This window comes from Mesorhizobium sp. M7A.F.Ca.MR.176.00.0.0 (genome assembly GCF_004023165.1).
In the GTDB taxonomy this organism is placed as follows: domain Bacteria; phylum Pseudomonadota; class Alphaproteobacteria; order Rhizobiales; family Rhizobiaceae; genus Mesorhizobium.
The window spans coordinates 14797-38609 of the sequence record NZ_RZTC01000039.1 but is presented as its reverse complement, the minus strand read 5'-3'; the positions used below and the strand labels follow the sequence as shown (position 1 = coordinate 38609).

Here is a 23813-nt window from a genome sequence, read left to right as displayed (position 1 = left end):
ACGCGTCGGTCGATCCTGGCGCTGAATGCCGGTTCGTCCAGCATCAAGTTCGCGCTTTACGATCTTGTCTCGTCACAGGATATGCAGCTCGTTTCGCGCGGCACGTTGGACCTGGGCGACACACCCACACTCCGCGCAAAAGCGGCCGACGGAACGGTGCAGTGCGATCGGCAGCTCGCCACCGACGGGCCGCGTGACGCAGCCATAGGCGAGATGCTGAATTGGGTGCAGGGCGAAATTGGCGAAAGGAACCTGCTCTGCGCCGGCCATCGCATCGTGCATGGAGGAAGCGAGTTCATCGAACCTGTCCGTCTGACCCCAGACATCATCGACGCCATCGACAGACTGACGCCGCTCGCTCCGCTGCATCAGCCTCGCAGTCTCGCGCCGGTCCGCGCGATAGCCGCCTTGCAACCGGACCTGCCACAGGTCGGATGTTTCGACACCGCTTTCCACCAGACGATCGATCCGCTCGTGCGGCGCTTCGCCCTTCCGCGCCAATATGAAGGGCAAGGCTTGCGCCGCTACGGGTTTCACGGTCTCTCCTATGAATACATCGCCGGGCGGCTCAGCGGGATATCGCCAACTCTTGCGGCGAAACGCACCATCGTCGCTCATCTCGGCAATGGTGCCAGCCTTTGCGCTTTGCGCGAGGGCAAGAGCATCGATACGACGATGGGGTTTTCGGCCTTGGATGGCCTCGTCATGGGCACGCGGTGCGGCGCCATCGATCCCGGCGTGCTGTTGCACTTCCTACTGGAAAGAGGCATCGCGGCTGAGGAGCTGCAGACGATGCTTTACGAGAAGTCGGGACTGCTCGGCGTATCCGGTATTTCGGGCGACATGAGGACGCTGGAAGGGAGCAACGATCCTCGCGCCCAAGAGGCAATGGCGCTTTTTGCCTTCCGCGCGGCGAGGGAAGCAGCAGCGCTTGCAAACACGATGGGTGGTCTTGAATGCCTCGTGTTCACCGCCGGCATCGGCGAACGGTCCGCGTCCATCCGCAAGGCCATATGCGAAAAACTGACCTGGCTTGGCGTGGTGCTTGAAGAACGCGCCAACGACATCCACGCCGAAATCATCAGTCGCCCCGAGAGCAAGGTGGAGGTGCGCGTGATTGCGACCGATGAGGAAAGTGTCGTTGCACGTCACAGCCGGAAGGTGATGCAAGCCTGAAGGCTCGCCATTGGCATCGGAAACCCGGCGTCTGTTCGGCTCGGTAAAAGCGCGGGGCAAGGGCATTCCCTGTACGAAAATTACCAAGCAAGCGGTCGGGGGAACCATCTGCCCACGGAAATATTGTGCGAGCAATCTCGGCTAACCCCGAGACCGTCGGCACGATGATCAGGCCGACAGCCTTACTTCAGGCATTGGCTGAGGAATCCATGTTTACGGACGATGTTGCGGTGAGGCGCCTGAAAATCCTGGTCCAGCAATATGTCGAGACACGCAAGAAACGCCACGATGTGATCTCTACCGCCAAGGCCGGAACCGCAATTCGGGAGGTGATGCCACGTTGCCCGCTTTCGGGAAAGGCCTTCGATGATCTGATTGCGGCCTGCGCCATCGAGCATGGCCTGGCTGTGCTCTTCGACAATCTAGGTACATCAGGCACTGAAATCTGAGGCTGGCGCTTCCGATTCCATCATCGCAATGAGGAGTTCAGTCGGCATGTCCAGGTACTTTTTCGACCTTCGAGATGAGAGCGGAAGCTTGCAGGAGGATCCCGAGGGCCAGGAATTTTCTGATCTCGCGAGCGCCGAGGAAAACGCGATGGCGTCGGCGAAGGAAATCCTCGCCGAAGAGCTGCTGCATGGCAAGCCGCTGCGTACCGGATTGGCCTTCGAGATTTTTGACGAGAACCGCAACCTGGTGCTGCACTTCCCCTTTGCGCTCGCGGCCGAAAAGGCCGGCGAACCCCCTTAATCCCGAATTGCCTGGCGGCCGATCCCCTGCACGGGTCATGCAAGCCGGGCCTCAATGCGGATCCTATCCTTCCGCCTTGAAGTTTCTGGCTTCTTTCTCGACCTTGGGGCTGTCCTTGCCATGCTTTTGCATAAGCTCCTTGGCCTGCTTGGGTGAGACGTCGGTGGTCTCTGCCAAGCGCAGCGCCTTCTTGTCCTTGCTTTCGGTCTTCTGCTTCTTGGCCGTCATGGCTCTTGAACTCCCTTGAAGCCTGTTCCGATCGATCTTTGCCGGTCCCGAGCATATCCAGATGAATTGTCATTGCCTGGTTTGCTTCGACGAGACGTCAACGAGACGATGCGGGTCAGGTTCCGTGCATCGTCTGCTCATGTCCGAACTTGTCACGCCACGCGGCGGTACCGATGGCGATCTCGGATGAATTCATTGAAGAAGCGGCCTTTTGAGGAAGCTTTGGTGAAAGCGGCATAAGTTGCCGGCGCAACATCCTCATAGTCGCTCGGAACAAACCAGACCGAGAGGATCCTGGTGGCGGGGTCGTATTGTGCGTTTCGGATCACGGTCGATGGCATGGTGGCACCCGACGGGTCTGCCCGAATAACCCGTTAGCGATCGTCAGGTTCCGCCGATGCCTTCGCGCCTTGCACGGCGACTACCGGTCGCGCGGGTTGCCCAACTTCGGGTCGCGCTTCCTCGAATATCGGTCGATGCGTGGCAGGCTGTCATCAAACTCGATGTACGGTAGCCTCAGATCCCAATAGGCATGGGCTTGCGGCTGAAAACCTTCAGGTTTGTCAAAGAAGCCGACCGTCACGTAGAACTCGTCCGGCAGACCTTCGTCGCTATAGCCTATCGAGCTTCCACAGTCCGGGCAGAACGTGCGGGTGACGCCTGGCGTTTTGGAAAAGGCCTTCGGTGCCCTCTAAGAAGCTGAAATTGCTCAGGCCGGTAACCGACCCAGATTGTCATCGGACTTCCGATGGCCCGGCGGCAATCGTCGTCGTGATCGTAGCATATCCAGAAAGGCTCTCCGTCCATGGCTGCGGCGATCCCTCCGCAGAAGCAGGCTCCGGTCTCGCGCCGCATCGTCTGTCCATCCTGTCGCGCCCAAGGGACGTTCAGAGAGCGGCCAAGCGGCCGCTCCCGTTCAAGGTGAAGTCCTCGAAATCATGCATCGTGATGCTCGGGCATGCTCTTGAGCTGATCCTTGGTCCAGTTCGTCACCGCGTGAACGTCGCCGTCTTCATCGCGCATGAATTCCAACTGGCTCGCGGGAACGGCCACCGGCTTGGCACCTATGCCGAGAAAGCCGCCGACATCGATGACGACCTGACTGGCGGCTCCAGAGCCGTGGACGTGCGAAACGCTGCCGACCTTGTTGTCGTCCGCGTCGTAAATCGTGGCGTCTTCGAGAATGTCTGGCGTCAGTTCGGTGCTTGTGAGGCGTACGTGGTTGGTGTGATCCATCGTTCGAGACTCCTGTTGGGTGGAATATTTGAACCTCTCAGCCGGGCAAACGTTCCGAAGAATTTCGGGGCGACGGACGGACGACGCAAGGGCGCAAGAACCCTCAAATCAGCCTTGACCGAATTGACTCGCAAAGCTCTGTACGGAAGCGTACAAAGGGCAATCGTCAGCAGCACAGTTTGGGCGCTGACGCTTGGGAGTGACCATCGCTCTTGCCCATCACGAGGCATGGCGTTGCATGGCGAAGGAGCCCGAGCACCCCGGTCTGCCAGTAGTCGCGATAACCGCGCTGGCGCGGGATACAGGCGCCGCTGAACAACAGATACGTGATATCATATCGCTCCTCGGGTTCGATCGCGCCTCTATCCTGCGGGAGGCTCGTTTGCTGGCGAAAGATGGTCAGCCAACAAGGCCTTCGAGTCTTCAGCAGTAACTGTCGGTTTCATACCAACACGCCGGCTCGTCTAGTGCTGCGCGAGACGAAGTCTATGGTTCGTTACCGTCCGCTCGTTAGACGGGCGGCCGGCTAAGAGATCCCAGTGCTCTTGCCCAAGGGAAAAGAGTCTCGTGGATTACCAGATACTGCAAGCCAAGAGCGAATTGCTTCGCCGCATGAGCGCGGACGATTTCGCGCGGCTGAGGCCACATCTGGCGAGCGTTTTCCTGGAGTTGCGTGCGCCGATGGAGACTGCGGGGCAGAAGATCGAGGCCGTCTATTTTCTGGAAAGCGGACTGGCCTCGGTGGTGGCCAGGACTTCGGAGGCAACCGAAGCGGAAGTCGGAATCATCGGGTTCGAAGGAATGACCGGGTCGGCCCTGGTCATGGGGGACGACCAGGCGAACTTTGATTGCTACGTCCAGTCGACATGCGAGGCGCTCCGGATAGAGACTGCCCCATTCGTCGAAGCCCTGGAGGACAGTCCTACATTGCGGCCGTTCCTGTTGCGCTATGTCCAATATTTCCATGTTCAGACAAGCTACACGGCATCGATCAACGCACGGCAGAGCCTGGAAGTCCGGCTGGCAAGATGGCTTTTGATGTGCAGCGATCGCACTGTCGGCGACAGGCTTATGATAACTCATGAATTTCTTTCCATCATGCTTGGTGTCAGGCGTCCGGGGGTTACCGTCGGCCTTCAGATGATCGAGAGTTATGGCTATATCCGAGCGCGCCGCGGAGAAATCACGATCCGCGATCGAGACGGTCTCGTGAAGTTGGCGCGGGGCTCTTACGGTCCGCCTGAAACCCAGTATCGCCGGCTAATCGGAGATTTGGGCTCGAAGCACCCCTCGAGGCAGGAACGGCCTCGCGCTTGAGCGCTGGGCCAACAGAAGCTTCTCCGCCACTGAGCCGCCAAGGACCATTTCAAGTGGCCGACGCGATGGTGCCGGTGAGACACCGTTGCCTAAACCCGCGTCGGCCACCGCGGCATTTTTTGGGGATGCCGCGTTGCCAATCTAGTTGCTGACAAGCAACTGGCAACGGAAGCTGATGGTTCGGTAAGAATCGTACGTACATGGACGCAGCGTCCCTCGAACGCATTCAAGGCATGCCCGCGGAATCCTGGATTGAATACAGTCACCCCGATAGACTCCGGATTGACAGGCTTTGTCCGGTCAGTGCGGTGATATCCGCAGGGCGGAGTGCAGATTTGCTGGCTCGGTTCCGATATTGCCAGGCGGGCTGGCCTTCACCATCTAGCTGGGATGGCGACACCCAAATCGAAAACACTCCGCTCCGGCTCATCCGGGCTCCAGCACGATCTCTTTGGTGCCGCCGACGAGCTGCCGGAAGGTTTCCTCTACCAGCCCGAACTGATCACCGCGCAAGAAGAAACCGAACTGGCCCGGCATCTCGAAGGCCTGCCTTTCGAGGCGTTCGATTTCCATGGCCATCTGGCAAACCGGCGCGTCGTCGGTTTTGGCCTGCGCTACGACTACGACAGGCGTCAGGTCGTCGAGGCGCCGCCGATCCCTGACTTCCTGTTGCCCTTGCGCGATAGGATCTCGGCGTTGGCATGCAGGCCCGCCGAGGCCTTCGCGCAAGTGTTGATCAATGAATACCGGCCCGGCGCCGGCATCGGCTGGCATCGAGACAAGCCTCATTTCGAAGACGTTGCGGGTGTTTCGTTGCTGGCGCCTTGCAGCTTCCGGCTCCGGCGGAAGAATGGCGCCAAGTGGGATCGCCGGACCATCGTCGTCGAACCAAGGTCGGCGTATCTCATGACTGGACGATCGCGCACGGAATGGGAGCACAGCATTCCGCCAGTTGACCTGCATCGATACTCGATCACCTTGCGGACATTGCGCTAACTCCGCAGGAGCATAAGAACCTTCTTTTCCGCCGACGGCGGCGTGCCACGCGATCCACCGATCTCCGGAAGATCGAAAGCCAGCGTAAAGTATCGCCCGCCGAGTTCATCGATCACACCATCATAGATTTTCCGGGAATGGGGCCAGCGTGCAGAAGGATCAAGGCCGGCCGGCCCGGATCGCCGGCCGTGGATACCGCCAGCTGCATATCGCCTGCTTCGAGGGACGAGCATCGTTGATCCATTCTCAGGAATTCAGGAGAAAACGACGAGCGATCGACTAAGTTGCCCCACTGGTTGCAGTTCTCCAGCGGTGGTCAGTGCTCAAGAGCCAGCCGCTGTGTGCCGGCTGGACCGTCGCCACGTGGGAGGAGGGGCAATCTCGCCACCGGCCTGTTGGTCAGCCTGGCGGAACAAGCTTTCAACCCTGGCGTTAAATGCCGGGCGGTCCCGCAACGGGCGAATGGGCTGTCGCGAGGAAGTCGGGGCGATCGCAATTAGGACAATGCAGGGAGATCCAGATGCCGCTCACGGCCTTCGCACTTAATTGCTCGCTCAAAGCTTCGAACGACAGAGAAAAATCCTCCACCGATCGGTTGCTCGCCGATGTCCTGGCGGCGCTGATGCAATACGAGGTGAAGGGCGAGATCGTGCGTGCGCTCAGTCACGATATCAAACCCGGCGTGCTCTCCGACATGGGCGAGGGCGACGATTGGCCGAAACTCAGAAAGAAAATACTGGCGGCCGACATTTTCGTACTCGGGCTCCCGATCTGGCTTGGCCAGCCCTCGAGTGTGGCCAAGCGCGTCCTGGAGCGGATGGATGCGTTTCTCGAGGAGACCGATGACAAAGGGCGCATGCCGGCAGCAGGAAAGGTGGCCTTGGTGGCCATCGTCGGCAATGAGGACGGTGCGCATCACTGCCACGCGGAATGCTTTCAGGCACTGAACGATGTTGGCTTCACCATCCCGGCCAATGGCGGGGTCTACTGGGTCGGCGAGGCCATGCAGGAGGTTAACTATGTCGATCTGCCGGCGACTCCGGAAAAAGTCTCGGGTGCGATCGAAATGGCAGCATCAAACGCCGCCCATCTCGCTGGATTGCTGAAAGACCGGGGCTACTTGGGCATCTCGGGGTGACCTTTGTTCGCCTGACATCCTTCAACCTGGCAGCGTCGATGCGGTCTCAGTCGGGAACAGGAAGGCTTGTAGCGAGTTCATAATCACATCAGCCGGCGACCGCCGCTCCGTCTAAGGCGCGAAGCCGCAAACAGGAGAGCAAGTCATGGGTTTCGGCACAATTCTTATCATCATTCTGATTATTGCATTGCTTGGCGGTTTTAGTGGGCTTGGCGGCGGGCCATTCTACGGCACCGGCTATTACGGCGGGGGCGGCCTCGGTCTTCTGCTGCTTATAGTCATTATCCTGGTCGTGCTCGGGCGTCTCTAGCCCTCGCGATGCGGTGGCAGGGTGTATCACCTGCCGCTTGCAGTCCCTTTTGCGGGTTGCTTTGAATCCATAGCAGCCCAGCATTGGCGGTCCGCCCTCTGGAGGGCGGACCACTGCTCGGACATATCAGGTCAAAATCAGGACGATCTTGAACGTATCCGGATCAACGATCACGATCCGGCCGTCCGCAAGCACGAAATACTCGTAGCTTTCGTAAGCGGGAACGATCTTGACGATACGAGCCGGCAAACGATGCAGCCTGACCTTTTGCCGCGGAACTTCGACGCCGACGGTGATGTCAAAATCGACGTTGGACACAGGCTCGACCTTCGTCTCCCGGATGATCTGGGTGACTTCGGTTTTCTGCTCCACCGTCACGTTGTTGATGGAACCGGTCGACGTCGTATCCTGCGTCGAGGCCTTGCCCTGGGCCTGCTCGTCGGTTTGCGTCTTGGCCTTGTCCTGAGCCTGCTGGTCGGTGGTGGTGCCGGCCTTGCCTTGAGCCTGCTCGTCGGTTTGCATCTTGGCCTTGTCCTGAGCCTGCTGGTCGGTGGTGGTGCCGGCCTTGCCCTGAGCCTGCTCGTCGGTCTTCAGCTTGGTCTTGTCCTGGGCCTGCTGATTGGTTGTGCCGGCCTTGCCCTGAGCCTGCTCGTCGGTCTTCAGCTTGGTCTTGTCCTGAGCCTGCTCGCCCATCTTGGAACCATTCTGGCAGCCAGCTTGCCCGGAAGCGCAATTGGCGTCTGCGCCAGACTGGCTTTCGGGCTGTTGTGTCTGAGCCATCGCCGTTCCACAGCCGAGCCCGATCGCCAGCATGCTGGTAATGAGAACATGTTTCATGGGGAAATCTCCCTGGGTAAGGTTCGTCCCTTCAGTGCGTAGAACCAGCACCCAAAAAAAATGTTCCGAGATAGTTGAGTGAGGGCTAAAAAACGACCTCGCTTGAGATCATACGATCGCGGGCGAAAGCCGCCGCTAAAACGACCTTTTCAACTCTGCCGATTGCCCTAGCTCTCTCCTGAGAGGAGACCGGATATGGCAATTTATAGTCTGAGAGTGGTCAGCTTCATTTTCGTTGTATTGGCTTTCGTTCCGGCCGCCGCGCATTTCTTCACGATGTTCAACAAAATGAAGCTCGACGGGCCGAACTATCTGGCTGCGCAACGCGCCTATGATGGATGGAGCCTGTTCGCCATCGTAGTGCTGGGAGCATTGCTCTCTACGGCCGCCCTGGCGATCCTGCTCTACCGAGCGAGTGCATCTTTCGGCTTGGTTGTTGTCGCCTTTCTCAGCATCGGCGCCACACAATTGGACGCTGACCTATCCAATCAATCAGGCGACCCAGAACTGGACTGTCCTGCCTGAAAACTGGGAGCTGCTGCGGCGCCAATGGGAGTATTCGCATGCCATCGCCGCCGGCCTCAACGCCTTGGCGTTGCTTGTGCTTTTCCTATCGGCGCTTCGCGCTCCGGTGCGTTGAACGACCACGTCTTCACCAGCACGGCCGCCGAGCGGGCAGGAACCACCAATAAAGCGAAAACATTGACCCGCCAGATGTTTCCAGCGTGGCCCGAAAATGAAGCGGTACTATTTCGATCTTCAAAACGGTGACGGCGCGATACCCGATGATAACGGGCAGCTGTTCGAATCCCGGGAACAAGCCAGAGCGGAAGCAATTCGTATTTTCCAGGATGTTGCCCAAGACGAAATGCCCGACTGCGATTTCGTCAAGGTAACCGTCAAAGTACGCGATGAGATCGGTGCGCAGATGTTTGAGGCATCGCTTGTCCTGACCTCCGGATGGAGCGTGTGATGCCGCGGTGCTAGCGGCTATACCGCACCGGGATTTGCACGACATTCTCCGATCCAGGCAGATCGAAGGCCATGGCCAGCTGACGTACGGAGGCCATCTCCACGATCAGTTCCTCGATCGAAAGATCCGGCAGGCCGGTCTTCACCCTCTGCCTCACCCTGGCCGCAAGTTCATGGACCCGCACCGGGACGAAAAGCGGGCTGTCGTCCAGCAGCTTGCTGATTTCGATGACCACATCGGCGTCGATGTCTTTCGGCAATTCCCGCATGGGCGTCACCTCCAATCGAAGCAACAGCCCGCCATATCGGTGCGGCGGGCGATCAGGCATTGAGCGCCGGGCAGTGGGATCGGAGAGGGACGTGCTCGGCGCTGGCCGATAGCCAGATTCATAAAGCTGCGGGCATCGGTGTGTCACGAAAAAATATCAGTACGAAAATTACCAAGCGGTTTCGTCCCACGCAATCCACAAGCGCCTTCCCCGAAATCGCGGCTCCGGCAGCGGCTGTTCCCGACAGAGGAGGAACAAAAAATATGGCCCGGAATTGAGACTGACGAATTGGAGGATCTGGTCATGGACAGCAGGGAAGAAAAGATCAAACGGCGAGCCCATGAAATCTGGGAACAAGAGGGCCGGCCGGCTGGCCGCGAGCAGGAGCACTGGGACCAGGCCGTGCAGGAGATCGAGGCTGAGGGTTCGGAGACTGAACGTGGCCCGGTTTTGCCTGATCCGACAGTTGCAGCCGATTCCAATAGCTTGAAGCGTTGATCGTCAGATGCCGTGGCGTCTTGAGAGGACGATCAGGCAACCAAATTGGTGGAACCTCGTTTGCCGGACAGCAACCAGAGGAGGTTTCGATGAAGAGGTTCTTTTCACTCCTGGTCCTGGCCGCTGGCCTTACGCTCGGCGCCTGCGACAACAATATCGAGCCGATGAAAGCCAACACCGGCCCCATCAACAAGAACCCACAAGTTGACCAGGCCGCCAGGCCAGAGTCCGCGACTGGTGATGATAAGCCAGCTATTGCGCCTCAGAGCCAATGAACTCCGTCTCACATTGCGACACACCTCTGCTGCGCGTCGCCTATCTCGATGGTGGACCGCAGGACGGCGCCCCGGTTATCCTGCTGCATGGCTGGCCCGACGACGCGACGACATACGCTCGGATTTCACCGGTCCTTCATGAAGCTGGCTTCCGGACGTTTTCGCCTTGGTTGCGAGGCTTCGGGCCGACATCGTTCCTGTCAAATGAAATCATGCGCTCGGGCGAGATTGCCGCGATGGCGCAGGATGTGCTGGATTTTGCCGATGCGCTTGGCCTCAGCCGCTTTGCGGTCGTCGGACACGATTGGGGTGCCCGGATATCCTATCTGCTCGCGTCGGTTTTCCCGGACCGCATCAAGTGCTGTGCTGCGCTGTCGCTCGGCTGGCAACCAGGCAAACCAGCAACGCCGGCGCCCGGACAAGCGAAAGCATTTTGGTATCAATGGTTCATGGCAACGGCACGGGGCGCCGAGTTCGTACGAAACAACGGCAAGGAATTCGCCAGATACCAGTGGGACAGCTGGGGTCCATCAGGCTGGTTCGACGACGCTATTTTCGATGGTGTCGCGAGTTCGTTCGAAAATCCTGACTGGGCGGATGTGACGTTGCATTCCTATCGGGTCCGATGGGAAGAGGCCGAGCCCGATCCCCGCTATGCCGAACTCGCCCGCCGGCAAGCAGCGGTCAAGATCATCACGGTGCCGATCCTGACGCTTCATGGTGGCGCGGACCGCGTTGTGTTTGCCCAGTCCTCAGAGGGGCTCGAAGAGCATTTCACCGCGTTCTACAGGCGGGTGGTGCTGGATGGCATCGGACACTTCCCGACGCGTGAGGCTTCTGATCAGGTTTCGCGATTGTTGGCTGCGTTTCTCGACAGCCATGGCAAACGCTGAAGTGGGGTCGTCATCCGACCTCATAGTAGAGGCGGGAACCTGACGCATCGCCGCGCATTTCGTCTCCATGCAAGACGAACCGAAATGCGGTCTCGCAATCAATCGGCAGCCAGGGAGAATTTGAATGCAAGCTTCAGACGCAATGTCAGCACACCATACTGGCCGGCTGGCCATAGAACCGTTTGTCGGCACGGTGACGGTACGATTTTCCGACGCCATAGTCGCTGCTACGGAACGGGCGAAAGTGCTGCAGGAAGAAGGACATGAGCCCGTGTTCTACATCCCTTTCGAAGACATCTATTTCGACCTTTTCGAAAAGACGAACACCACCAGCCGCTCCCCTTCGAAAGGCACCGCGAGCTACTGGCGCGTCCATGCGGTGGGCAGCTCGGCTGACGATTTCATGTGGGCATACGAGACGCCTGAAACCGCGGCGCGGCCCATTGCACGTCATGGTGCATTCGATCCGGAAAAGGCGCGCATCGATGCTGAGCCCGCGGAGGACAGACGGCACACGCCCCACGTCCCGGAGTAGATTGCCCGTTCGCAGCGGGGCGATCTGAATTCAAGGCTGGTGCTGACGGCGCGGAAACTCGTCATCAAGGATGCGTAGTGCCTCCTCATATTTTACAGTCGATGCCCCAACCTGTCGGGCCTGCCAGATATTGTCCGCCAGATCCGCGCGCTTCACCGGCAGCGCCAATGGATTCGATGCCGCTCGTCGCACGAACGCGAAGTAGTCCTCGCCATCCCTGCGCGACATGGCGTCGACGGCCGAAGCGATCGTCGGGCCAAAACCGGCCTCGTCCAACCTGGTCCGGTTCCAGCCTTCGCCCTTTTCCACGACGTCATGGAGATAGGCGACGACCTTCTCGTCCCTGGTTTCGACCGCGTCGACGACCCGGCGGCAGTGCTCGATATACGGTCGCCCGGTCTTGTCGCGCTGTGCTGCGTGTACCTCTTCGGCAATCTTGGCCGCCCGGTAAAAGATGCTCATCTGGCTTGCCCTTCAGACATGGTTTTACCATCGCTCCTCGGTATCGTGGTGCGGCAGGTCTATTCCGCAGCAAACCCAGCCAAGTCGCTGCCTCGATCCATAATTGTAGCGCGGCTCCAGGCGAGCCGGATCGTCGAACGTTCCGACATGTAGCGCGATCTCTCCGGGCGATGCGTCATAGGCAAGGCTGAGCGGCGATCCGCAGGCGGAGCAGAAGCCCCTCCGGGCAATCGGTGAAGATCTGCGATAGGTCGGCGTCGCATTGGTCCAGGTCACGCTTTGGGAAGGCACCCAGGCCAGAACCGCGAACGCACTGCCGGTCGTTCGCCGGCACATATCACAATGGCAATAATGCACTCTCGGTTCGCTTCCAACGCGGAAGCGGATCGTGCCGCAGAGACATCCTCCGCTCAGTTCCATTTTGGCGCCCCGGCTGACTTGCGGCTCCAACGTCCATCGCGCGGTCTCATGCGAGCACCTCCATTCATCTCAGCGGAAACGCCAGCCATTTGCGTCGGTTCCTGTGGCTATCTCAGGAACCAGTGCTTGCGCGCGGCGTTGCGTGTCTTTGCCGACAATGGGAGGAAACAGGGAAATGCATCGTCGGTCGGAGAAGCGCTGATGTCGATGCCGGGGCTGGCATACGGACCTCTCGGCGATCGATGCATGCATGTCTGCGTGGATATGCAGCGGCTGTTTGCCGAGCCGTCTCAATGGGCAACGCCCTGGATCACCCGGGTTCTCCCGCAGATCGAGAGACTGGTCGAAAGACGCGCGCCACAGACGGTCTTTACACGCTTCATGCCAGCCGAAAAGCCGGGGCAGGGCGTCGGCACATGGAAGCGCTATTATGAGCGCTGGGCTTCCCTGACGATCGAGACGATCGGGCCCGAAATGACCGAACTGTTGCCGTCTTTAGCCGGCTGCTGCCCGCCAGCAACGATCATCGACAAGCACATCTATTCGCCCTGGTTCGAAGGGCGCCTCAGAGCCCTTCTGGTGGAGCGCGGCATCGATACGCTGGTCATTACCGGTGGCGAAACAGATGTTTGTGTTCTCGCCACCGTGCTCGGGGCCATCGATTTCGGCTATCGCGTGGTTCTCGTCACGGACGCGCTGTGCAGTTCTTCCGACGCAACCCATGATGCACTGCTGACGGTTTATTACCAACGTTTCGCGCAGCAGGTCGAGACGGTTGAGATGGAAACGGTTCTCTCGAACTGGACTTGACGTCCGCCAACCCGGCCCGAGTGGAAGTGTCCATGCTTCCTTGCGCGGTTGGGCTGCCTATCTGTTAAGAGAATGACGGACACCAGAACAGGTAGCAGACGTGACGCAACGATCGGGAAGTGCTGATCTTCCACTCCATGGCGGGCGCGTGCCAAAATGGCTCGGCGACCGCATGACGCGTCTTGGCGCCGTGATGTGCGAGGCGATTATTCATCACTATGGTCGAGACGAGCTGCTGCGGCGGCTGGCGCATCCATTCTGGTTCCAGTCCTTTGGTGCTGTCATGGGCATGGATTGGCACTCGTCGGGGATCACGACCAGCGTCGTGGGCGCTTTGAAGCGTGGCCTTACGCCGCTTTCCGGCGAGCTCGGCATTCATGTCTGCGGTGGTCGCGGCGTGCATTCGCGCAAAACCCCGCATGAGCTGGAGGCCATCGGCCAACGCGTCGGCTTCGACGGAGCGGGCCTGGCCACCGTCAGCCGGCTTGTCGCCAAGGTCGACAGCGCCGCTGTCCAGGACGGTTTCGATCTCTATCTGCATGGTTTCATCGTCACCGATGACGGTCGCTGGGTCGTGGTGCAGCAAGGCATGAACGGTGACAGCAAGGTGGCGCGCCGCTACCATTGGCTCTCCGAGGGCCTCAAGAGTTTTGTCGAGCAGCCGCATGCCGCCATCGAGGGCGTCCATCAAGGTGAGATCGTCAACCTGACCGACAGGCGCGCCGACGCGTCGCGCCAAGGGCAACTGAACCTTTTGCAAGACCTCGGACCCGATCGCATCCTGGGCGAGCTTGCAGCATTGGAGCGTTGCGCGGAGCCGACGCGCCGGCAAGAACCGGAGCAGCCGCTGCTGCCGCATTTGGTCATGCCGGCCCACCATGATGTTCGCGAAAGCGATGTCGTCATGCATCGTCTTCACGGCAATATCGCAGCCGCCGCGGACCGCGGTCCCACCGATTTCGCCGAGCTCCTTCTGGTCCCCGGCGTCGGCGCGCGTACGGTGCGCGCGCTGGCCCTCGTTGCCGAGGTGGTGCATGGCGCGCCTTGCCGGTTTTCCGATCCCGGCCGCTTCTCGCTGGCGCATGGCGGCAAGGACAGGCATCCATTTCCGGTACCGCTGAAGGTCTATGACGAGACGATCGGGGTTCTGAAGTCGGCCGTGCAGAAGGCAAAGCTCGGTCGCGATGAAGAAATCGGTGCCTTGAGGCGGCTCGACGATCAGTCGCGGCAAGTCGAACGATACGTGACCGGCCCCAGCCTGAAGGAAATTGTCGCGGGAGAATTCGACCAGTCGCATCAGCTCGGCGGGCGCAGCGTGTTTGGCTGGGAAGCGCCGCCGGACACTGCATCAGCTGAGCGGAGCAAGAAAACGTGAGAACGAGCCAGCAGTTCACCGTTTCATGGAAACGGCGACCCACTCTAACTCTTTGTTTCCCAGACGGAAAACCGTATCACACTTTTCCTGGAATTGCTCTAGAGGGCTGTAGATCAATCGTCCAGATCGATCAGCGCGACACCGAGCTCCGGACGCTTGCTGCGACGCAGATGACCGGGTGCTTCCACCAGGGTGATTTCGAGCGTTGGCCGAACGATGCCGTCAAGCAGATGTCCACCCCGAGTGGTGCCGTCGCTCAATCCAAGCACCGCATGGACGTGCAGGCTGGGCTTATCGTCGTCGCCCAGTGCGACATCGCCGATCGCGCTTAGAACCTCGCACTGTTCGTCGACAGGGATCTTGCGGTAGGTCTTCGAGGCCGGATCAAACCAGCCCACCGTGGCTTTCTCGAAAGCCCCTATGGCGGTCAAGGACGCGCTGCCGATCTTCTGGTCGACCGCGAAGGCGGTCAGTGCCGCGAACGCTTCTTCGCCTGGGTCGAGCACCACGACGAATGTCCGTTGTCCGCCGATCTCATTGACGAGCTGCGATTTCATCCCTGTGCTCCCGCCGCATTCAGTGCCGGCCTCATATCAATGTGCGCGGTGTTCCGCATTGCGCTTGCGGGTCGCCGCAGCTTTCCTTGCCGATTCCGATCGGCTTGCGGCAGACCGTGATGCCGATGCCTTGCCGCCGCTTTTGCCGCCTTTGTGCGCTGCAGGATGGCCCGTGTGTTTGCCGCGGCCGGAACCGCCTTCCTTCTTGCCGCCGCCATCGTCCTTGTTGACGGTAGCCCATGCGCGCCGCTCTGCCTCTTTGTCGGAAACCCCGCGCTTCTCATAGCCTTCGGCAATGTGGTCGGCTTTGCGCTCCTGCTTGTCAGTGTATTTCGATTTCTCGCCTCGTGGCATGGCCTGTTCCTCCTGTTGAATAAGGGCTGAACGTCGACTCGACGCGCTGGTTCTAACAGAAGTCGCGTAGCCAATGGCGCATCGCGATGCATGGCCAAACACCGCCGCGCCGCCCAAGCTAGCGCCTTTCGGGCCGGGGAGAGTGCAGCAGCAAGGCGAGGGGGATTGGTTCAGCCGATTGCCAACCTGACGACGAGGGCCAGGATCACGACGCCGACCAAGCCGGCTATGAAGACGACCCGACGCGTGCGCGTTCGCAGGATGATCTCGCCTTGTTTCGCCTGCTCCGCAGAGAATACGGGTCCATTGTCACCGTCCTTGCCATGCCGACCATCGCTCATGATCGCCTCCTTCCGGCTGTTGGCACACAACCAGCGCTTGACCGGGGAGGTTCCGATTGCGTCGATCCCGCCGACAGAAAAAAGGATCACAGGCTCGTGAGGAGGGAACTTTGCCCTCCGCGAGTGGTTTGGGCCGCTTGAGACCCAGCCAGCCCGGAGCCAGCCATGTCCGATGCCAAGATTTCCAGTGGCCTGAGCAGACGCATGTTCATGACGGCCTCTGTTTCGGCGGCGGCGGTGATGCCGCTTGTAAATTCCCCAACGAGAGCTGCCCAGCCCGCGCCCGCAAAACCGGCCGAACCGCGCGATTTGTCGGCGGTTTCGATGCGTATCAACAAGCAAACCTACAACCTCGCGCTCGACAACCGAACCAGCCTGCTTGACGCGCTGCGCGACCATGTCGGCCTGACCGGCACCAAGAAAGGTTGCGATCACGGTCAGTGTGGTGCCTGCACGGTGCTGATCGACGGAAAGCGGGTACTGTCCTGCTTGAGCTTTGCCGTCATGAACCAGGGCCGAGAGATCACAACGGTGGAAGGCCTGGCTTCGGCGGAAGGGGAATTGCATCCGGTCCAGCAGGCCTTCGTCGACCACGATGCCTTTCAATGCGGCTATTGCACACCGGGTCAGATCATGTCCGCCATCGGTTGCATCAACGAAGGCCATGCTGGGTCGGAAGACGATATTCGCGAATATATGAGCGGCAATCTATGTCGCTGCGCGGCCTATCCCAACATCGTTGCGGCGATCGTCCAGGCACGCGACGAGACCAGGAGGGCTTAGGATGCGCCCATTCGTATATGAAAGACCAACCAGCGTCTCCGCGGCAATCGCCATGGCGTCCCGTCCCGATACTGTGCATGTTCCGCCAACCGGTGCCGACACGCAGTTCATCGCCGGCGGCACCAATCTAGCCGACTACATGAAGCTCGGTGTCGCGCGGCCGGAGCGACTGCTCGACCTCAACACTCTTGCCGAGCCGGCCTTGCGGCAGATCAGGATAGACGATGATAAGATCCGGTTTGGTGCGCTGGTCCGTATGGGTGAAGCAGCAGACAACAATGATGTCAGGCGCCGTTGCCCGGTCCTCGCCGACAGCCTGAAATTCGCTGCCAGCGGTCAGCTTCGCAACATGGCGAGCCTGGGCGGCAATGTGCTGCAACGTACGCGCTGCGAGTATTTTCGAGAGATATCTTGGCCGTGCAACAAGCGCGAACCGGGCTCCGGCTGCGCTGCGATGGAAGGGTCCAATCGCCAGCATGCCGTGCTGGGTACGAGCGCTGCCTGCATTGCCACGTATCATGGTGATTTCGCGCAGGCGCTGGTTGCGCTGGACGCCACCGTCGATGTCGAAGGTTCGCGGGGAAGGCGCACGCTCACTTTTGCCAAGCTGCATAGACGGCCGGGCGAGACGCCCGACATCGAGACGGATCTGGCCGCCGACGAGCTCATTACCGCCATCGAAGTGCCGCTCGCACGATGGGCCAGCCGGTCGCGCTATCTGAAGATACGCGATCGCGAATCCTACGCGTTTGCGCTGGCGTCCGCGGCTGTCGCGCTCGACATGGATGGCGAGACGGTAAGGAGTGCGCGCATTGCGCTCGGCGGAGTGGCGACGGTGCCGTGGCGTGCGCGCGAAGCAGAGGACGCGCTACAGGGCAAAGTGCTTGACGAAGCCACGGCGCAGGAGGCCGCAGAGGCTGCTTTCGCCGATGCCAGACCGCGCGAGCATAACGCATTCAAGATACCGCTCGGCAAGCGCACGCTGGTGCGGGCGCTGCTCGAAACCCGGGATATGAAGGGCTGAGCCATGAACCAAGCTGCACCCGCTCCAAGGGAAAACCAGGGCGATCCCGTTGTTCGCATTGACGCCCTGCTAAAAGTTACCGGACAGGCCGGCTATCCCGCCGACATCGTCACGGCCAACGTCGCCCACGGTGCCCTTGCCACCAGCAGCATTGCCCGGGGCAAGGTTTCCGAACTTCACACGAAAGACGCCAGGGCCGTACCCGGTGTGCTGGACATCGTCACCTATGGCGATCTGGACAAGACCGACATGCCGAAATTCGGCAACACCGGCGCAAGTTCGATTGGGCCTTTGCACGACAAGACGGTTTTTCACGATGGTCAGATCATCGCTCTGGTGGTCGCCGAAACCTTCGAGGCGGCGGAGGAGGCAGCGATGTTGATCCGCGCCGACTACGAGGACGAACGGCCCAGCGCCAGCTTTGATTCCAAGGGCGTGAAGATGGAACCGGCTGCCGGCAAAAGCCCGATGTTCAAGGAGGATGCGAAGGCCGGTGACTTCGACGCCGCTTGGGCGGATGCGACGGTGAAGATCGACGAAAAATATTCGACGCCGACCCAACATCATAATCCGATCGAGCTGTTTTCGACCACGGCCATATGGCAGGGCGACCAGTTGACGATCCACGAGCCCAGCCAGAATGTTACGGGCTGGAAGGTGGAACTGGCACGCCAACTGAAGCTCGATCCGGCCAATGTGCGGATCGTCAGTCCCTATATCGGCGGCGCCTTCGGCTCCAAGGGGCCGATGACGGCACGCACTGCGATCGTTGCCGTCGCGGCGCGGCGCATCGGCCGGCCGGTTCGCTGCGTCGTCAATCGCATGCAAGCCTTCGGTACGCAGACCTATCGAGCCGAAACGCGGCATCGGATCCGCATGGGCGCCGGCAAGGACGGCCGCATCACGGCGTTCGGACATGAGGCCTGGGAGGTGACGTCACGCCCTGACCCTTATGTCGTCGGCGGCACGTCCGCCACCGCGCGCATGTACAATTACGGCTCCGTTCTGACGCATGTTTCGCTGGTTCATGCCGACCGCAACACGCCTGGCTACATGCGATCGCCGCCGGAGACGCCTTATGTCTACGCGCTGGAAAACGCCATGGACGAAATGGCCGTGGCCCTCGGCATGGATCCTGTCGAGTTTCGTCGCATCAATGAACCGGAGAAGGAGCCGATCGGAGGTAAGCCATTTTCCAGCCGCTCACTCATCAAGTGCTATGACCAGGCGTCGGAGGCCTTTGGCTGGTCGAAACGCGATCCCACGGTCGGCTCGATGCGCGACGGCGATTGGCTGGTCGGGATGGGCTGTGCGACGGCAATCTATCCGACAGCCGTCGCGCCTTGCGCGGCCCGGGTTCGTCTCACCGCCGATGGCGAGGTTCGGGTCCAGTGCGGCTCGCATGAAATCGGCACCGGCGTTCGCACCATCGCCGGCCAGATGGCGGCCGAAAGGCTGGGGGTTGGCATGGACAAGATCAGCGTCGAGATGGGCGACAGTGCCTTGCCGCCGGCTCCCGTGTCAGGCGGATCGATCTCGACCGCCAGCGTCTGCTCCGCAGTCATGAAAGCCTGCGACGCGATACGCGAAAAACTGTTTGCCGCCGCTGCGGGCAAGGGGGCTCCGCTGGCAGGTTCGGGCAATGCGAAGCTGGATTTGAAGGACGAAGAGGTCGTCACCGAGACCGGCAAGTCCGCCAAGCTGGCCGATGTCTTCAAGGTCATGCAGGTCGGCGCCATCGAAGAATATGCCGAGTTTGCGCCGAAGGGTTCTTCGCCTGAAGCCCTCAGCAAACTCTATGCCGGACAATCGGAGTTTCATGGTGGAGAGAACGACGAAGATTCGGTCAAATATGCCTTTGGCGCCGAGTTCGTCGAAGTGCGCATCAACAGCTATACACGCGAAATCCGGGTGCCGCGCATTGTCGGAGCCTTCGCTGCCGGGCGCATCATGAACACGCGCACCGCGCGCAGCCAGTTGATGGGTGGCATGATCTGGGGCATCGGCCAGGCGTTGCACGAGGCCACGGAAATCGATCAGCGACACGCGCGCTACGTCAATCGCGACCTGCAGGACTATCTCGTGCCGGTCAACGCCGACATCAAACAGGTCGACGTTATCCTGGTCCCCGAAATCGACCACCAGGTCAATCCTGCCGGCGTCAAGGGCTTGGGCGAACTCGGCAATGTCGGAACGGCTGCTGCCGTGGGGAGTGCCGTCTATCATGCCACCGGCAAGCGCATTCGCGATCTGCCGATCAGAATAGATGATTTGATAGGCTGAGGGTCAAGAGCTCTGAGAGGAGGGGCTTCACAAGCCGACATCGTCATCGAAATTGTCGCGGTGGCGGCGTTGTCCGACTGAAAAAGTTTTCGCATGCAGCGATAGCTTAATCGCCTTGGCTCTCGAGTGTCACTCCGGGGCTGTGGCCGGAGCCGTGTAACGGCGGCGTACAGCGTCAAGCACCCGCTTGCGGCTATCCTGCGCCGACAGGGTCTTGTCCTCTTCCGCCTCGGCGGTTTCGCGCGCCAGGTCCTTGTCCCTGATCTGATGTCGGAACCATTTGGAATAGTCGCCGGTGCGCAAATGAAACTCCCAGGTCTTGTCGTCTATCCCCTCGGCGATCTGAGCGAAGATCATCAGATTGTGAGCCCTGAGGTTCATCGCATTGTCAGGGCCATGGAAATAGAAGCTGCCGGCTTCGTCGAGCTGGCCTTCGGCATATTTCCGGCTGTGCCGCTTGAGTGACTGACGTGGTTCGACCACCTTGACCGTCTTGACTTTCTTGCCCGACTGCGGCCGCCAGAACAGCACGCGCGCGCCTTTGGGCGTTGGAATGTCCTTTGGCGGCTCAATGCCAGTTTCCTTGCAGAAGACCTTCACCACGTCCTTCGCCTTGGGGCCAAGGGCAATGATGGCTGTGACAAGGCGCAAGGCGTCTGTCGAGATCGCCTCGGGGTGAACGGTGATCAGGATTGTGCCCGGCAATTCCAATGACAGGACCGCCCGCGTATCGTCGCGCCGCTTGGGCAGAAGATGGTGCGCTTCATCGATGACGAGCCAGTGCGGTCTCGCGGTGCGCCGGCGGAAACTGCTCAGGCCAGGCAGCAGGTCGGCAAAGAAATCCGGCCTCTCGTCGACGCGCAGGGCCAATCCATTGACGACAATGTTGCTGTCGGCCTTGGCGATCAGATCCAGCACCTGCGCCTTTGTCGGCGCGCTTGAGCCGTCTCCCAGGCGGACGGCGCCTTCGAGCCCGTCATAGTCGCCTTCGGGATCGAAGACGCAGAACTGAAAACCACTTTCGACGAAGCGTTCCGTCAGCGCGGTTGCCAAGGTGGATTTACCAATGCCGGAACTCCCGGCAATGAGGATCGTGTCGCTCGGCGACAGGTAGACATCATCGCCGCCAGACGATCCAAGAACGATGCCGTCATGGCGCTTCGGCACTATCGCGTGATCACGCTTTATCAGTTTTGCGATCAATTGCTCCACGCCTTTGCCGCGGGCGCCACGCATGACCAGGTTGGCTGTATCCTTGACCGCCGGAATTGCATTGTCGACGGCGGCGCTGCAGCCACAGGCCTGCAGGAACGCGTGGTCGTTCTCGGCATCGCCGACGCCGACGACGTTGTGCGGCGAAAGTCGAAGGTCCTGAAGGGCCGCAGCGAGCCCGGTGGCTTTGTTGATGCCGCTCGGCAGGATCATCACCGCGCCCTTGTTGAAGATGATTTCCAGTTCGAGACCCATCTTCTTGATGATATCGAGCACGGTCGCCTGATGGGGTTCCCAGGTCGCGACGATCGATCGCCCGACCGAAAGCGGCTTGACGCCCTGCCGCTTCAATCTGGCGACGAATTTGGGCTCGGGCGATGGGGCGATCACCCGTTCTTCCTCGCTTGCCGGCGTGTAGATCATCGCGCCATTCTCAGCGACGACCTTGTCGAAGAGGCTAAGCTCGGGAAAGACGCGCTTGAGATCGGGCAGTTCACGCCCGGTGACGAGAACCAGCTTGCGGCCGCTTTTCTTGAACCGCTCAAGCGCGGCGAGCGTCTTCTTGGCGACGATCCCATCATGAGCCAGCGTGCCGTCATAGTCTGCCGCCAATGCAATGAAATACATTCCGCCGACCCTTCTCGTTCCGGTTACCCGGCTAGAACGTGCGATCGAGACAAAGGCTCCCCACCGACCGGATCGCAGGTCTGGAGAAGGGCGGTTCGCGCTCGGAAATCAGGAACTCCTTCAGTGCCGGTACGTTGACCAGACAAGCCGGGAACCGTCCCGGTCTTTGCTGGCGGCGCGCAAACCGCGTCGCCGAAATCCACACCAAGCGCAATGAAAGGTAAGGCCATGGGCTTCTTTTCGAAGGACATCAAGACACTCGACGACCTCTTCGTGCACACGCTGCGCGACATCTACTACGCCGAAAAGCAGATCGAGAAGGCGCTGCCGAAGATGATCGACAAGGCAACCGACCCGCAATTGAAAGCCGGATTTGAAAAACACCTCGATCAGACGAGAGGCCATATCGAGCGCGTCGAACAGGTGTTTGAGTTGCATGGCGTCAAGGCCAAGGAGGTCAACTGTCCGGCAATTGACGGCATTCTCGAGGAGGCCGACGATGTGAGCGGTGACGTCGATGACAAGGAGGTTCTCGATGCGGCGCTGATTGCTTCGGCGCAGGCCGTCGAACACTATGAGATGACCCGCTACGGCACGCTCATCGCCTGGGCCAAGCAACTCGGCCGCACCGACTGCGCCAATGTGCTGACCAAGAACCTGAGGGAAGAACAGGCGACCGATCGCAAGCTCACCGAAATGGCGGAAAGCAAGATCAACCTGCAGGCAGCCGAATAAGGCTGCAATCCGGCCGGCTGGCAACTCGGCCGGCCGGATTGCCGGCAGGTTTCCACTCCGTCAGCGAGACGGATCGACGCCCAGGGCCGCTGATTGCTGGCGCAGCGCCTCATCGTCATCCTGCGGCACATGCCGAGCAGATTCTGTTGTTTCCGTGTAGATGCGGTACGCTACGCAAGCGAGCGCCACCATGAAAAGCAGACGGCCCATCCATCCTACTCCTTGGTTACGGATTTCGTTTCGGCCATCCTCAGTACCCTCCGACGACCGGCAAGATCTCGCCGGTGATGTAGCTCGAGCAGTGCGGCGAAGCGAGGAACACATAGGCCGGCGCGAGTTCTTCCGGTTGCGCGGGTCGTTTCATTGGCGTGTCCGCGCCGAATTTCGAGACGTCGTCGGCTTCCTTGTCCGACGGATTGAGCGGCGTCCACACCGGACCCGGTGCGACCGCATTCACCCTTATGCCCTTGCCGATGAGATTGCCCGACAAGGCCCGCGTGAAGGCATGTATGCCGCCCTTGGTCATCGAATAGTCGACCAGTTGTTTTGAACCGTCGATACCGGTTACCGAACCGGTGTTGATGATCGCCGAACCGGGCTTCATGTGCGGCACCGCTTCCTGCGCCATATGAAAATAGCCGTAAAGATTGGTCTTCAGCGTCGTGTCGAAATGTTCTTCGGTCAGCTCGCCGAAATCGCTGGAATGGATCTGGAACGCGGCGTTGTTGACCAGCACGTCGATGCGGCCGAATTTTTCAACGGTCTCCATGACCGCCTTGTGGCAGTGGCTGCGTTCGCTGACATCGGCCTTGACCAAGATGCAGCGTCGTCCCTCCTTTTCCACCGCTGATTTGGTCTCTTCAGCATCCTTGTCCTCGGCCAGATAGACGATCGCGACGTCGGCGCCCTCGCGGGCGAACAACACCGCCACCGAGCGGCCGATGCCGGAATCGCCGCCCGTGATGAGTGCTACCTTTTGGTCGAGTTTTTTCGATCCGAGATAGTACGGCGCATCATACAAAGGCTCCGGCTCTAGTGCCCATTCGTGCCCCGGTTTGGGCTGATGTTGCTCGGGGAAGGGGGGCTCGGGATATTCACGGGCGCCAGCCTGCATGGCGCCTTGCTGCTTCCCATCGCCTTTCGATTTGTCCTTGGCATCGACGCCACGTTGGATATGGCGCTGCTTTGCCGCTTCACCGGCTATTTCCGACTTCATCTGCATGATCGTCTCCTTGGCTTGGAGAGGAAACAACGCATGTCAGGCAAAAAGGTTTGCGCAAAAGATCGAGAGATTCCGGCCAGCGTTTGGCAATGCGTAACAACGACATCGCCAGTTGCACCAATTCAGCTGCAATGCAGCCGCGCCAGCCACCGCCGCCGATGGGGTCGAGCACCCGGGC

General features: G+C 60.2%; 34 protein-coding genes (1 of these 34 running past the window's edge). 19 read left to right on the top strand and 15 right to left on the bottom strand.

The window, feature by feature from the left end; genetic code table 11:
* From EOB59_RS15385 to EOB59_RS15375, 3 genes are all read left to right on the top strand, one after another.
* Positions 1-1176, top strand: the 3' portion of a protein-coding gene (locus EOB59_RS15385) for an acetate/propionate family kinase (protein WP_128288715.1). 15 nt of this gene lie to the left of the window's left edge; only the last 1176 of its 1191 coding nucleotides appear in the window; its start codon lies off the left edge, out of view; its stop codon occupies positions 1174-1176.
* Positions 1177-1385: 209 nt separating this feature from the next.
* The gene (locus EOB59_RS15380) at positions 1386-1625 is read left to right on the top strand and encodes a hypothetical protein (RefSeq protein ID WP_128288714.1); all 240 of its coding nucleotides are present in this window, start codon (positions 1386-1388) and stop codon (positions 1623-1625) included.
* Between the two features lie 88 nt (positions 1626-1713).
* Positions 1714-1926, top strand: coding sequence for a hypothetical protein (locus EOB59_RS15375; protein WP_164873843.1), 213 nt, complete (start codon positions 1714-1716; stop codon positions 1924-1926).
* Positions 1927-1989: 63 nt separating this feature from the next.
* On the opposite strand, the gene EOB59_RS15370 is transcribed toward EOB59_RS15375, so the two are convergent.
* The 4 genes from EOB59_RS15370 to EOB59_RS15355 form a co-directional block, all read right to left on the bottom strand.
* Positions 1990-2154 carry a hypothetical protein gene (locus tag EOB59_RS15370; RefSeq protein ID WP_081738679.1) on the bottom strand — a complete coding sequence of 55 codons (165 nt, stop codon included), beginning with the start codon at positions 2152-2154 and terminating at the stop codon, positions 1990-1992.
* Positions 2155-2306: 152 nt separating this feature from the next.
* Positions 2307-2495 (bottom strand): KTSC domain-containing protein, encoded by a 189-nt coding sequence (locus EOB59_RS15365; RefSeq protein ID WP_128288713.1) that lies wholly within the window; start codon positions 2493-2495, stop codon positions 2307-2309.
* A gap of 80 nt (positions 2496-2575) precedes the next feature.
* Complete coding sequence (locus EOB59_RS36330) at positions 2576-2737, bottom strand: hypothetical protein (protein ID WP_245486640.1); 162 nt, start codon at positions 2735-2737, stop codon at positions 2576-2578.
* Positions 2738-3090: 353 nt separating this feature from the next.
* A complete protein-coding gene (locus EOB59_RS15355; RefSeq protein WP_013531539.1) occupies positions 3091-3390 on the bottom strand; it encodes a PRC-barrel domain-containing protein in 300 nt (99 codons plus the stop codon).
* A 612-nt stretch (positions 3391-4002) separates the two neighbouring features.
* On the opposite strand from EOB59_RS15355, the gene EOB59_RS15345 reads away from it, so the two are divergent.
* From EOB59_RS15345 to EOB59_RS15325, 4 genes are all read left to right on the top strand, one after another.
* The gene (locus EOB59_RS15345; RefSeq protein ID WP_164895656.1) at positions 4003-4707 is read left to right on the top strand and encodes a Crp/Fnr family transcriptional regulator; all 705 of its coding nucleotides are present in this window, start codon (positions 4003-4005) and stop codon (positions 4705-4707) included.
* Positions 4708-5097: 390 nt separating this feature from the next.
* On the top strand, positions 5098-5703 hold the full coding sequence (locus tag EOB59_RS15340; protein ID WP_128288710.1) for an alpha-ketoglutarate-dependent dioxygenase AlkB: 606 nt from the start codon (positions 5098-5100) through the stop codon (positions 5701-5703).
* Between the two features lie 520 nt (positions 5704-6223).
* Positions 6224-6841, top strand: a complete 618-nt coding sequence (locus EOB59_RS15330; protein ID WP_128288709.1) for an NAD(P)H-dependent oxidoreductase — start codon at positions 6224-6226, stop codon at positions 6839-6841.
* A 145-nt stretch (positions 6842-6986) separates the two neighbouring features.
* A complete protein-coding gene (locus tag EOB59_RS15325) occupies positions 6987-7151 on the top strand; it encodes a DUF3309 family protein (protein ID WP_128288708.1) in 165 nt (54 codons plus the stop codon).
* Between the two features lie 126 nt (positions 7152-7277).
* Here the strand turns inward: EOB59_RS15325 and EOB59_RS15320 are convergent, their stop codons facing one another.
* Complete coding sequence (locus tag EOB59_RS15320) at positions 7278-7988, bottom strand: DUF1236 domain-containing protein (protein WP_128288707.1); 711 nt, start codon at positions 7986-7988, stop codon at positions 7278-7280.
* A gap of 195 nt (positions 7989-8183) precedes the next feature.
* Here EOB59_RS15320 and EOB59_RS15315 point away from each other — a divergent pair, with 195 nt between their 5' ends.
* Positions 8184-8513 (top strand): hypothetical protein, encoded by a 330-nt coding sequence (locus EOB59_RS15315; RefSeq protein WP_245486639.1) that lies wholly within the window; start codon positions 8184-8186, stop codon positions 8511-8513.
* A 211-nt stretch (positions 8514-8724) separates the two neighbouring features.
* Positions 8725-8961, top strand: coding sequence for a hypothetical protein (locus EOB59_RS15310; protein ID WP_127810350.1), 237 nt, complete (start codon positions 8725-8727; stop codon positions 8959-8961).
* Positions 8962-8971: 10 nt separating this feature from the next.
* On the opposite strand, the gene EOB59_RS15305 is transcribed toward EOB59_RS15310, so the two are convergent.
* Entirely contained in the window at positions 8972-9229 is a 258-nt protein-coding gene (locus tag EOB59_RS15305; RefSeq protein WP_127267547.1) for a hypothetical protein, read from the bottom strand.
* A 288-nt stretch (positions 9230-9517) separates the two neighbouring features.
* Between EOB59_RS15305 and EOB59_RS15300 the strand changes: the two genes are divergently transcribed.
* The 4 genes from EOB59_RS15300 (at position 9518) to EOB59_RS15285 (ending at position 11430) form a co-directional block, all read left to right on the top strand.
* Positions 9518-9727 carry a DUF2934 domain-containing protein gene (locus EOB59_RS15300; protein WP_245486638.1) on the top strand — a complete coding sequence of 70 codons (210 nt, stop codon included), beginning with the start codon at positions 9518-9520 and terminating at the stop codon, positions 9725-9727.
* Between the two features lie 89 nt (positions 9728-9816).
* Positions 9817-10002, top strand: coding sequence for a hypothetical protein (locus tag EOB59_RS15295; RefSeq protein WP_127398196.1), 186 nt, complete (start codon positions 9817-9819; stop codon positions 10000-10002).
* Entirely contained in the window at positions 9999-10895 is an 897-nt protein-coding gene (locus EOB59_RS15290; RefSeq protein ID WP_128288706.1) for an alpha/beta hydrolase, read from the top strand. Before EOB59_RS15295 ends, EOB59_RS15290 begins: the two co-directional genes overlap by 4 nt.
* Before the next feature lie 124 nt (positions 10896-11019).
* Positions 11020-11430, top strand: coding sequence for a DUF427 domain-containing protein (locus EOB59_RS15285; protein WP_128288705.1), 411 nt, complete (start codon positions 11020-11022; stop codon positions 11428-11430).
* A 30-nt stretch (positions 11431-11460) separates the two neighbouring features.
* Here the strand turns inward: EOB59_RS15285 and EOB59_RS15280 are convergent, their stop codons facing one another.
* Together EOB59_RS15280 and EOB59_RS15275 are read right to left on the bottom strand one after the other, a co-directional pair.
* Complete coding sequence (locus EOB59_RS15280; protein WP_128288704.1) at positions 11461-11892, bottom strand: HD domain-containing protein; 432 nt, start codon at positions 11890-11892, stop codon at positions 11461-11463.
* Between the two features lie 24 nt (positions 11893-11916).
* Complete coding sequence (locus EOB59_RS15275) at positions 11917-12312, bottom strand: GFA family protein (protein ID WP_127380382.1); 396 nt, start codon at positions 12310-12312, stop codon at positions 11917-11919.
* Between the two features lie 201 nt (positions 12313-12513).
* On the opposite strand from EOB59_RS15275, the gene EOB59_RS15270 reads away from it, so the two are divergent.
* Both EOB59_RS15270 and EOB59_RS15265 read left to right on the top strand, forming a co-directional pair.
* The gene (locus tag EOB59_RS15270; RefSeq protein ID WP_128288721.1) at positions 12514-13122 is read left to right on the top strand and encodes a cysteine hydrolase; all 609 of its coding nucleotides are present in this window, start codon (positions 12514-12516) and stop codon (positions 13120-13122) included.
* A gap of 100 nt (positions 13123-13222) precedes the next feature.
* Complete coding sequence (locus EOB59_RS15265) at positions 13223-14497, top strand: DUF763 domain-containing protein (protein WP_128288703.1); 1275 nt, start codon at positions 13223-13225, stop codon at positions 14495-14497.
* Positions 14498-14610: 113 nt separating this feature from the next.
* On the opposite strand, the gene EOB59_RS15260 is transcribed toward EOB59_RS15265, so the two are convergent.
* The 3 genes from EOB59_RS15260 to EOB59_RS15250 form a co-directional block, all read right to left on the bottom strand.
* On the bottom strand, positions 14611-15054 hold the full coding sequence (locus EOB59_RS15260) for a PPC domain-containing DNA-binding protein (RefSeq protein WP_127810353.1): 444 nt from the start codon (positions 15052-15054) through the stop codon (positions 14611-14613).
* Between the two features lie 36 nt (positions 15055-15090).
* Positions 15091-15408, bottom strand: a complete 318-nt coding sequence (locus EOB59_RS15255) for a plasmid stabilization protein (RefSeq protein ID WP_127329054.1) — start codon at positions 15406-15408, stop codon at positions 15091-15093.
* 170 nt (positions 15409-15578) lie between these two features.
* Positions 15579-15749: a hypothetical protein gene (locus EOB59_RS15250; RefSeq protein WP_127810354.1), complete on the bottom strand. Its 171-nt coding sequence runs from the start codon at positions 15747-15749 to the stop codon at positions 15579-15581.
* Positions 15750-15914: 165 nt separating this feature from the next.
* Here EOB59_RS15250 and EOB59_RS15245 point away from each other — a divergent pair, with 165 nt between their 5' ends.
* The 3 genes from EOB59_RS15245 to EOB59_RS15235 are packed head-to-tail and all read left to right on the top strand — an operon-like array spanning position 15915 to position 19839.
* Entirely contained in the window at positions 15915-16532 is a 618-nt protein-coding gene (locus EOB59_RS15245; RefSeq protein WP_127810355.1) for a (2Fe-2S)-binding protein, read from the top strand.
* A 1-nt stretch (position 16533) separates the two neighbouring features.
* Positions 16534-17556: a xanthine dehydrogenase family protein subunit M gene (locus EOB59_RS15240; RefSeq protein ID WP_127810356.1), complete on the top strand. Its 1023-nt coding sequence runs from the start codon at positions 16534-16536 to the stop codon at positions 17554-17556.
* A 3-nt stretch (positions 17557-17559) separates the two neighbouring features.
* The gene (locus tag EOB59_RS15235; RefSeq protein WP_127810357.1) at positions 17560-19839 is read left to right on the top strand and encodes a xanthine dehydrogenase family protein molybdopterin-binding subunit; all 2280 of its coding nucleotides are present in this window, start codon (positions 17560-17562) and stop codon (positions 19837-19839) included.
* Positions 19840-19968: 129 nt separating this feature from the next.
* Here the strand turns inward: EOB59_RS15235 and EOB59_RS15230 are convergent, their stop codons facing one another.
* Positions 19969-21678, bottom strand: coding sequence for an HAD-IIB family hydrolase (locus EOB59_RS15230; protein ID WP_128288702.1), 1710 nt, complete (start codon positions 21676-21678; stop codon positions 19969-19971).
* A 228-nt stretch (positions 21679-21906) separates the two neighbouring features.
* Here EOB59_RS15230 and EOB59_RS15225 point away from each other — a divergent pair, with 228 nt between their 5' ends.
* Positions 21907-22413, top strand: coding sequence for a ferritin-like domain-containing protein (locus EOB59_RS15225; RefSeq protein ID WP_128288701.1), 507 nt, complete (start codon positions 21907-21909; stop codon positions 22411-22413).
* 60 nt (positions 22414-22473) lie between these two features.
* Here the strand turns inward: EOB59_RS15225 and EOB59_RS15220 are convergent, their stop codons facing one another.
* Genes EOB59_RS15220 through EOB59_RS15210 form a run of 3 tightly spaced genes read right to left on the bottom strand, consistent with a single transcriptional unit; the run spans position 22474 to position 23807 of the window.
* Complete coding sequence (locus tag EOB59_RS15220) at positions 22474-22623, bottom strand: hypothetical protein (protein ID WP_128288700.1); 150 nt, start codon at positions 22621-22623, stop codon at positions 22474-22476.
* A 40-nt stretch (positions 22624-22663) separates the two neighbouring features.
* Positions 22664-23635 carry an SDR family oxidoreductase gene (locus EOB59_RS15215; RefSeq protein WP_127320807.1) on the bottom strand — a complete coding sequence of 324 codons (972 nt, stop codon included), beginning with the start codon at positions 23633-23635 and terminating at the stop codon, positions 22664-22666.
* Positions 23607-23807, bottom strand: a complete 201-nt coding sequence (locus EOB59_RS15210) for a hypothetical protein (RefSeq protein WP_127268843.1) — start codon at positions 23805-23807, stop codon at positions 23607-23609. Before EOB59_RS15210 ends, EOB59_RS15215 begins: the two co-directional genes overlap by 29 nt.
* Between the last annotated feature and the right edge of the window lie 6 nt (positions 23808-23813).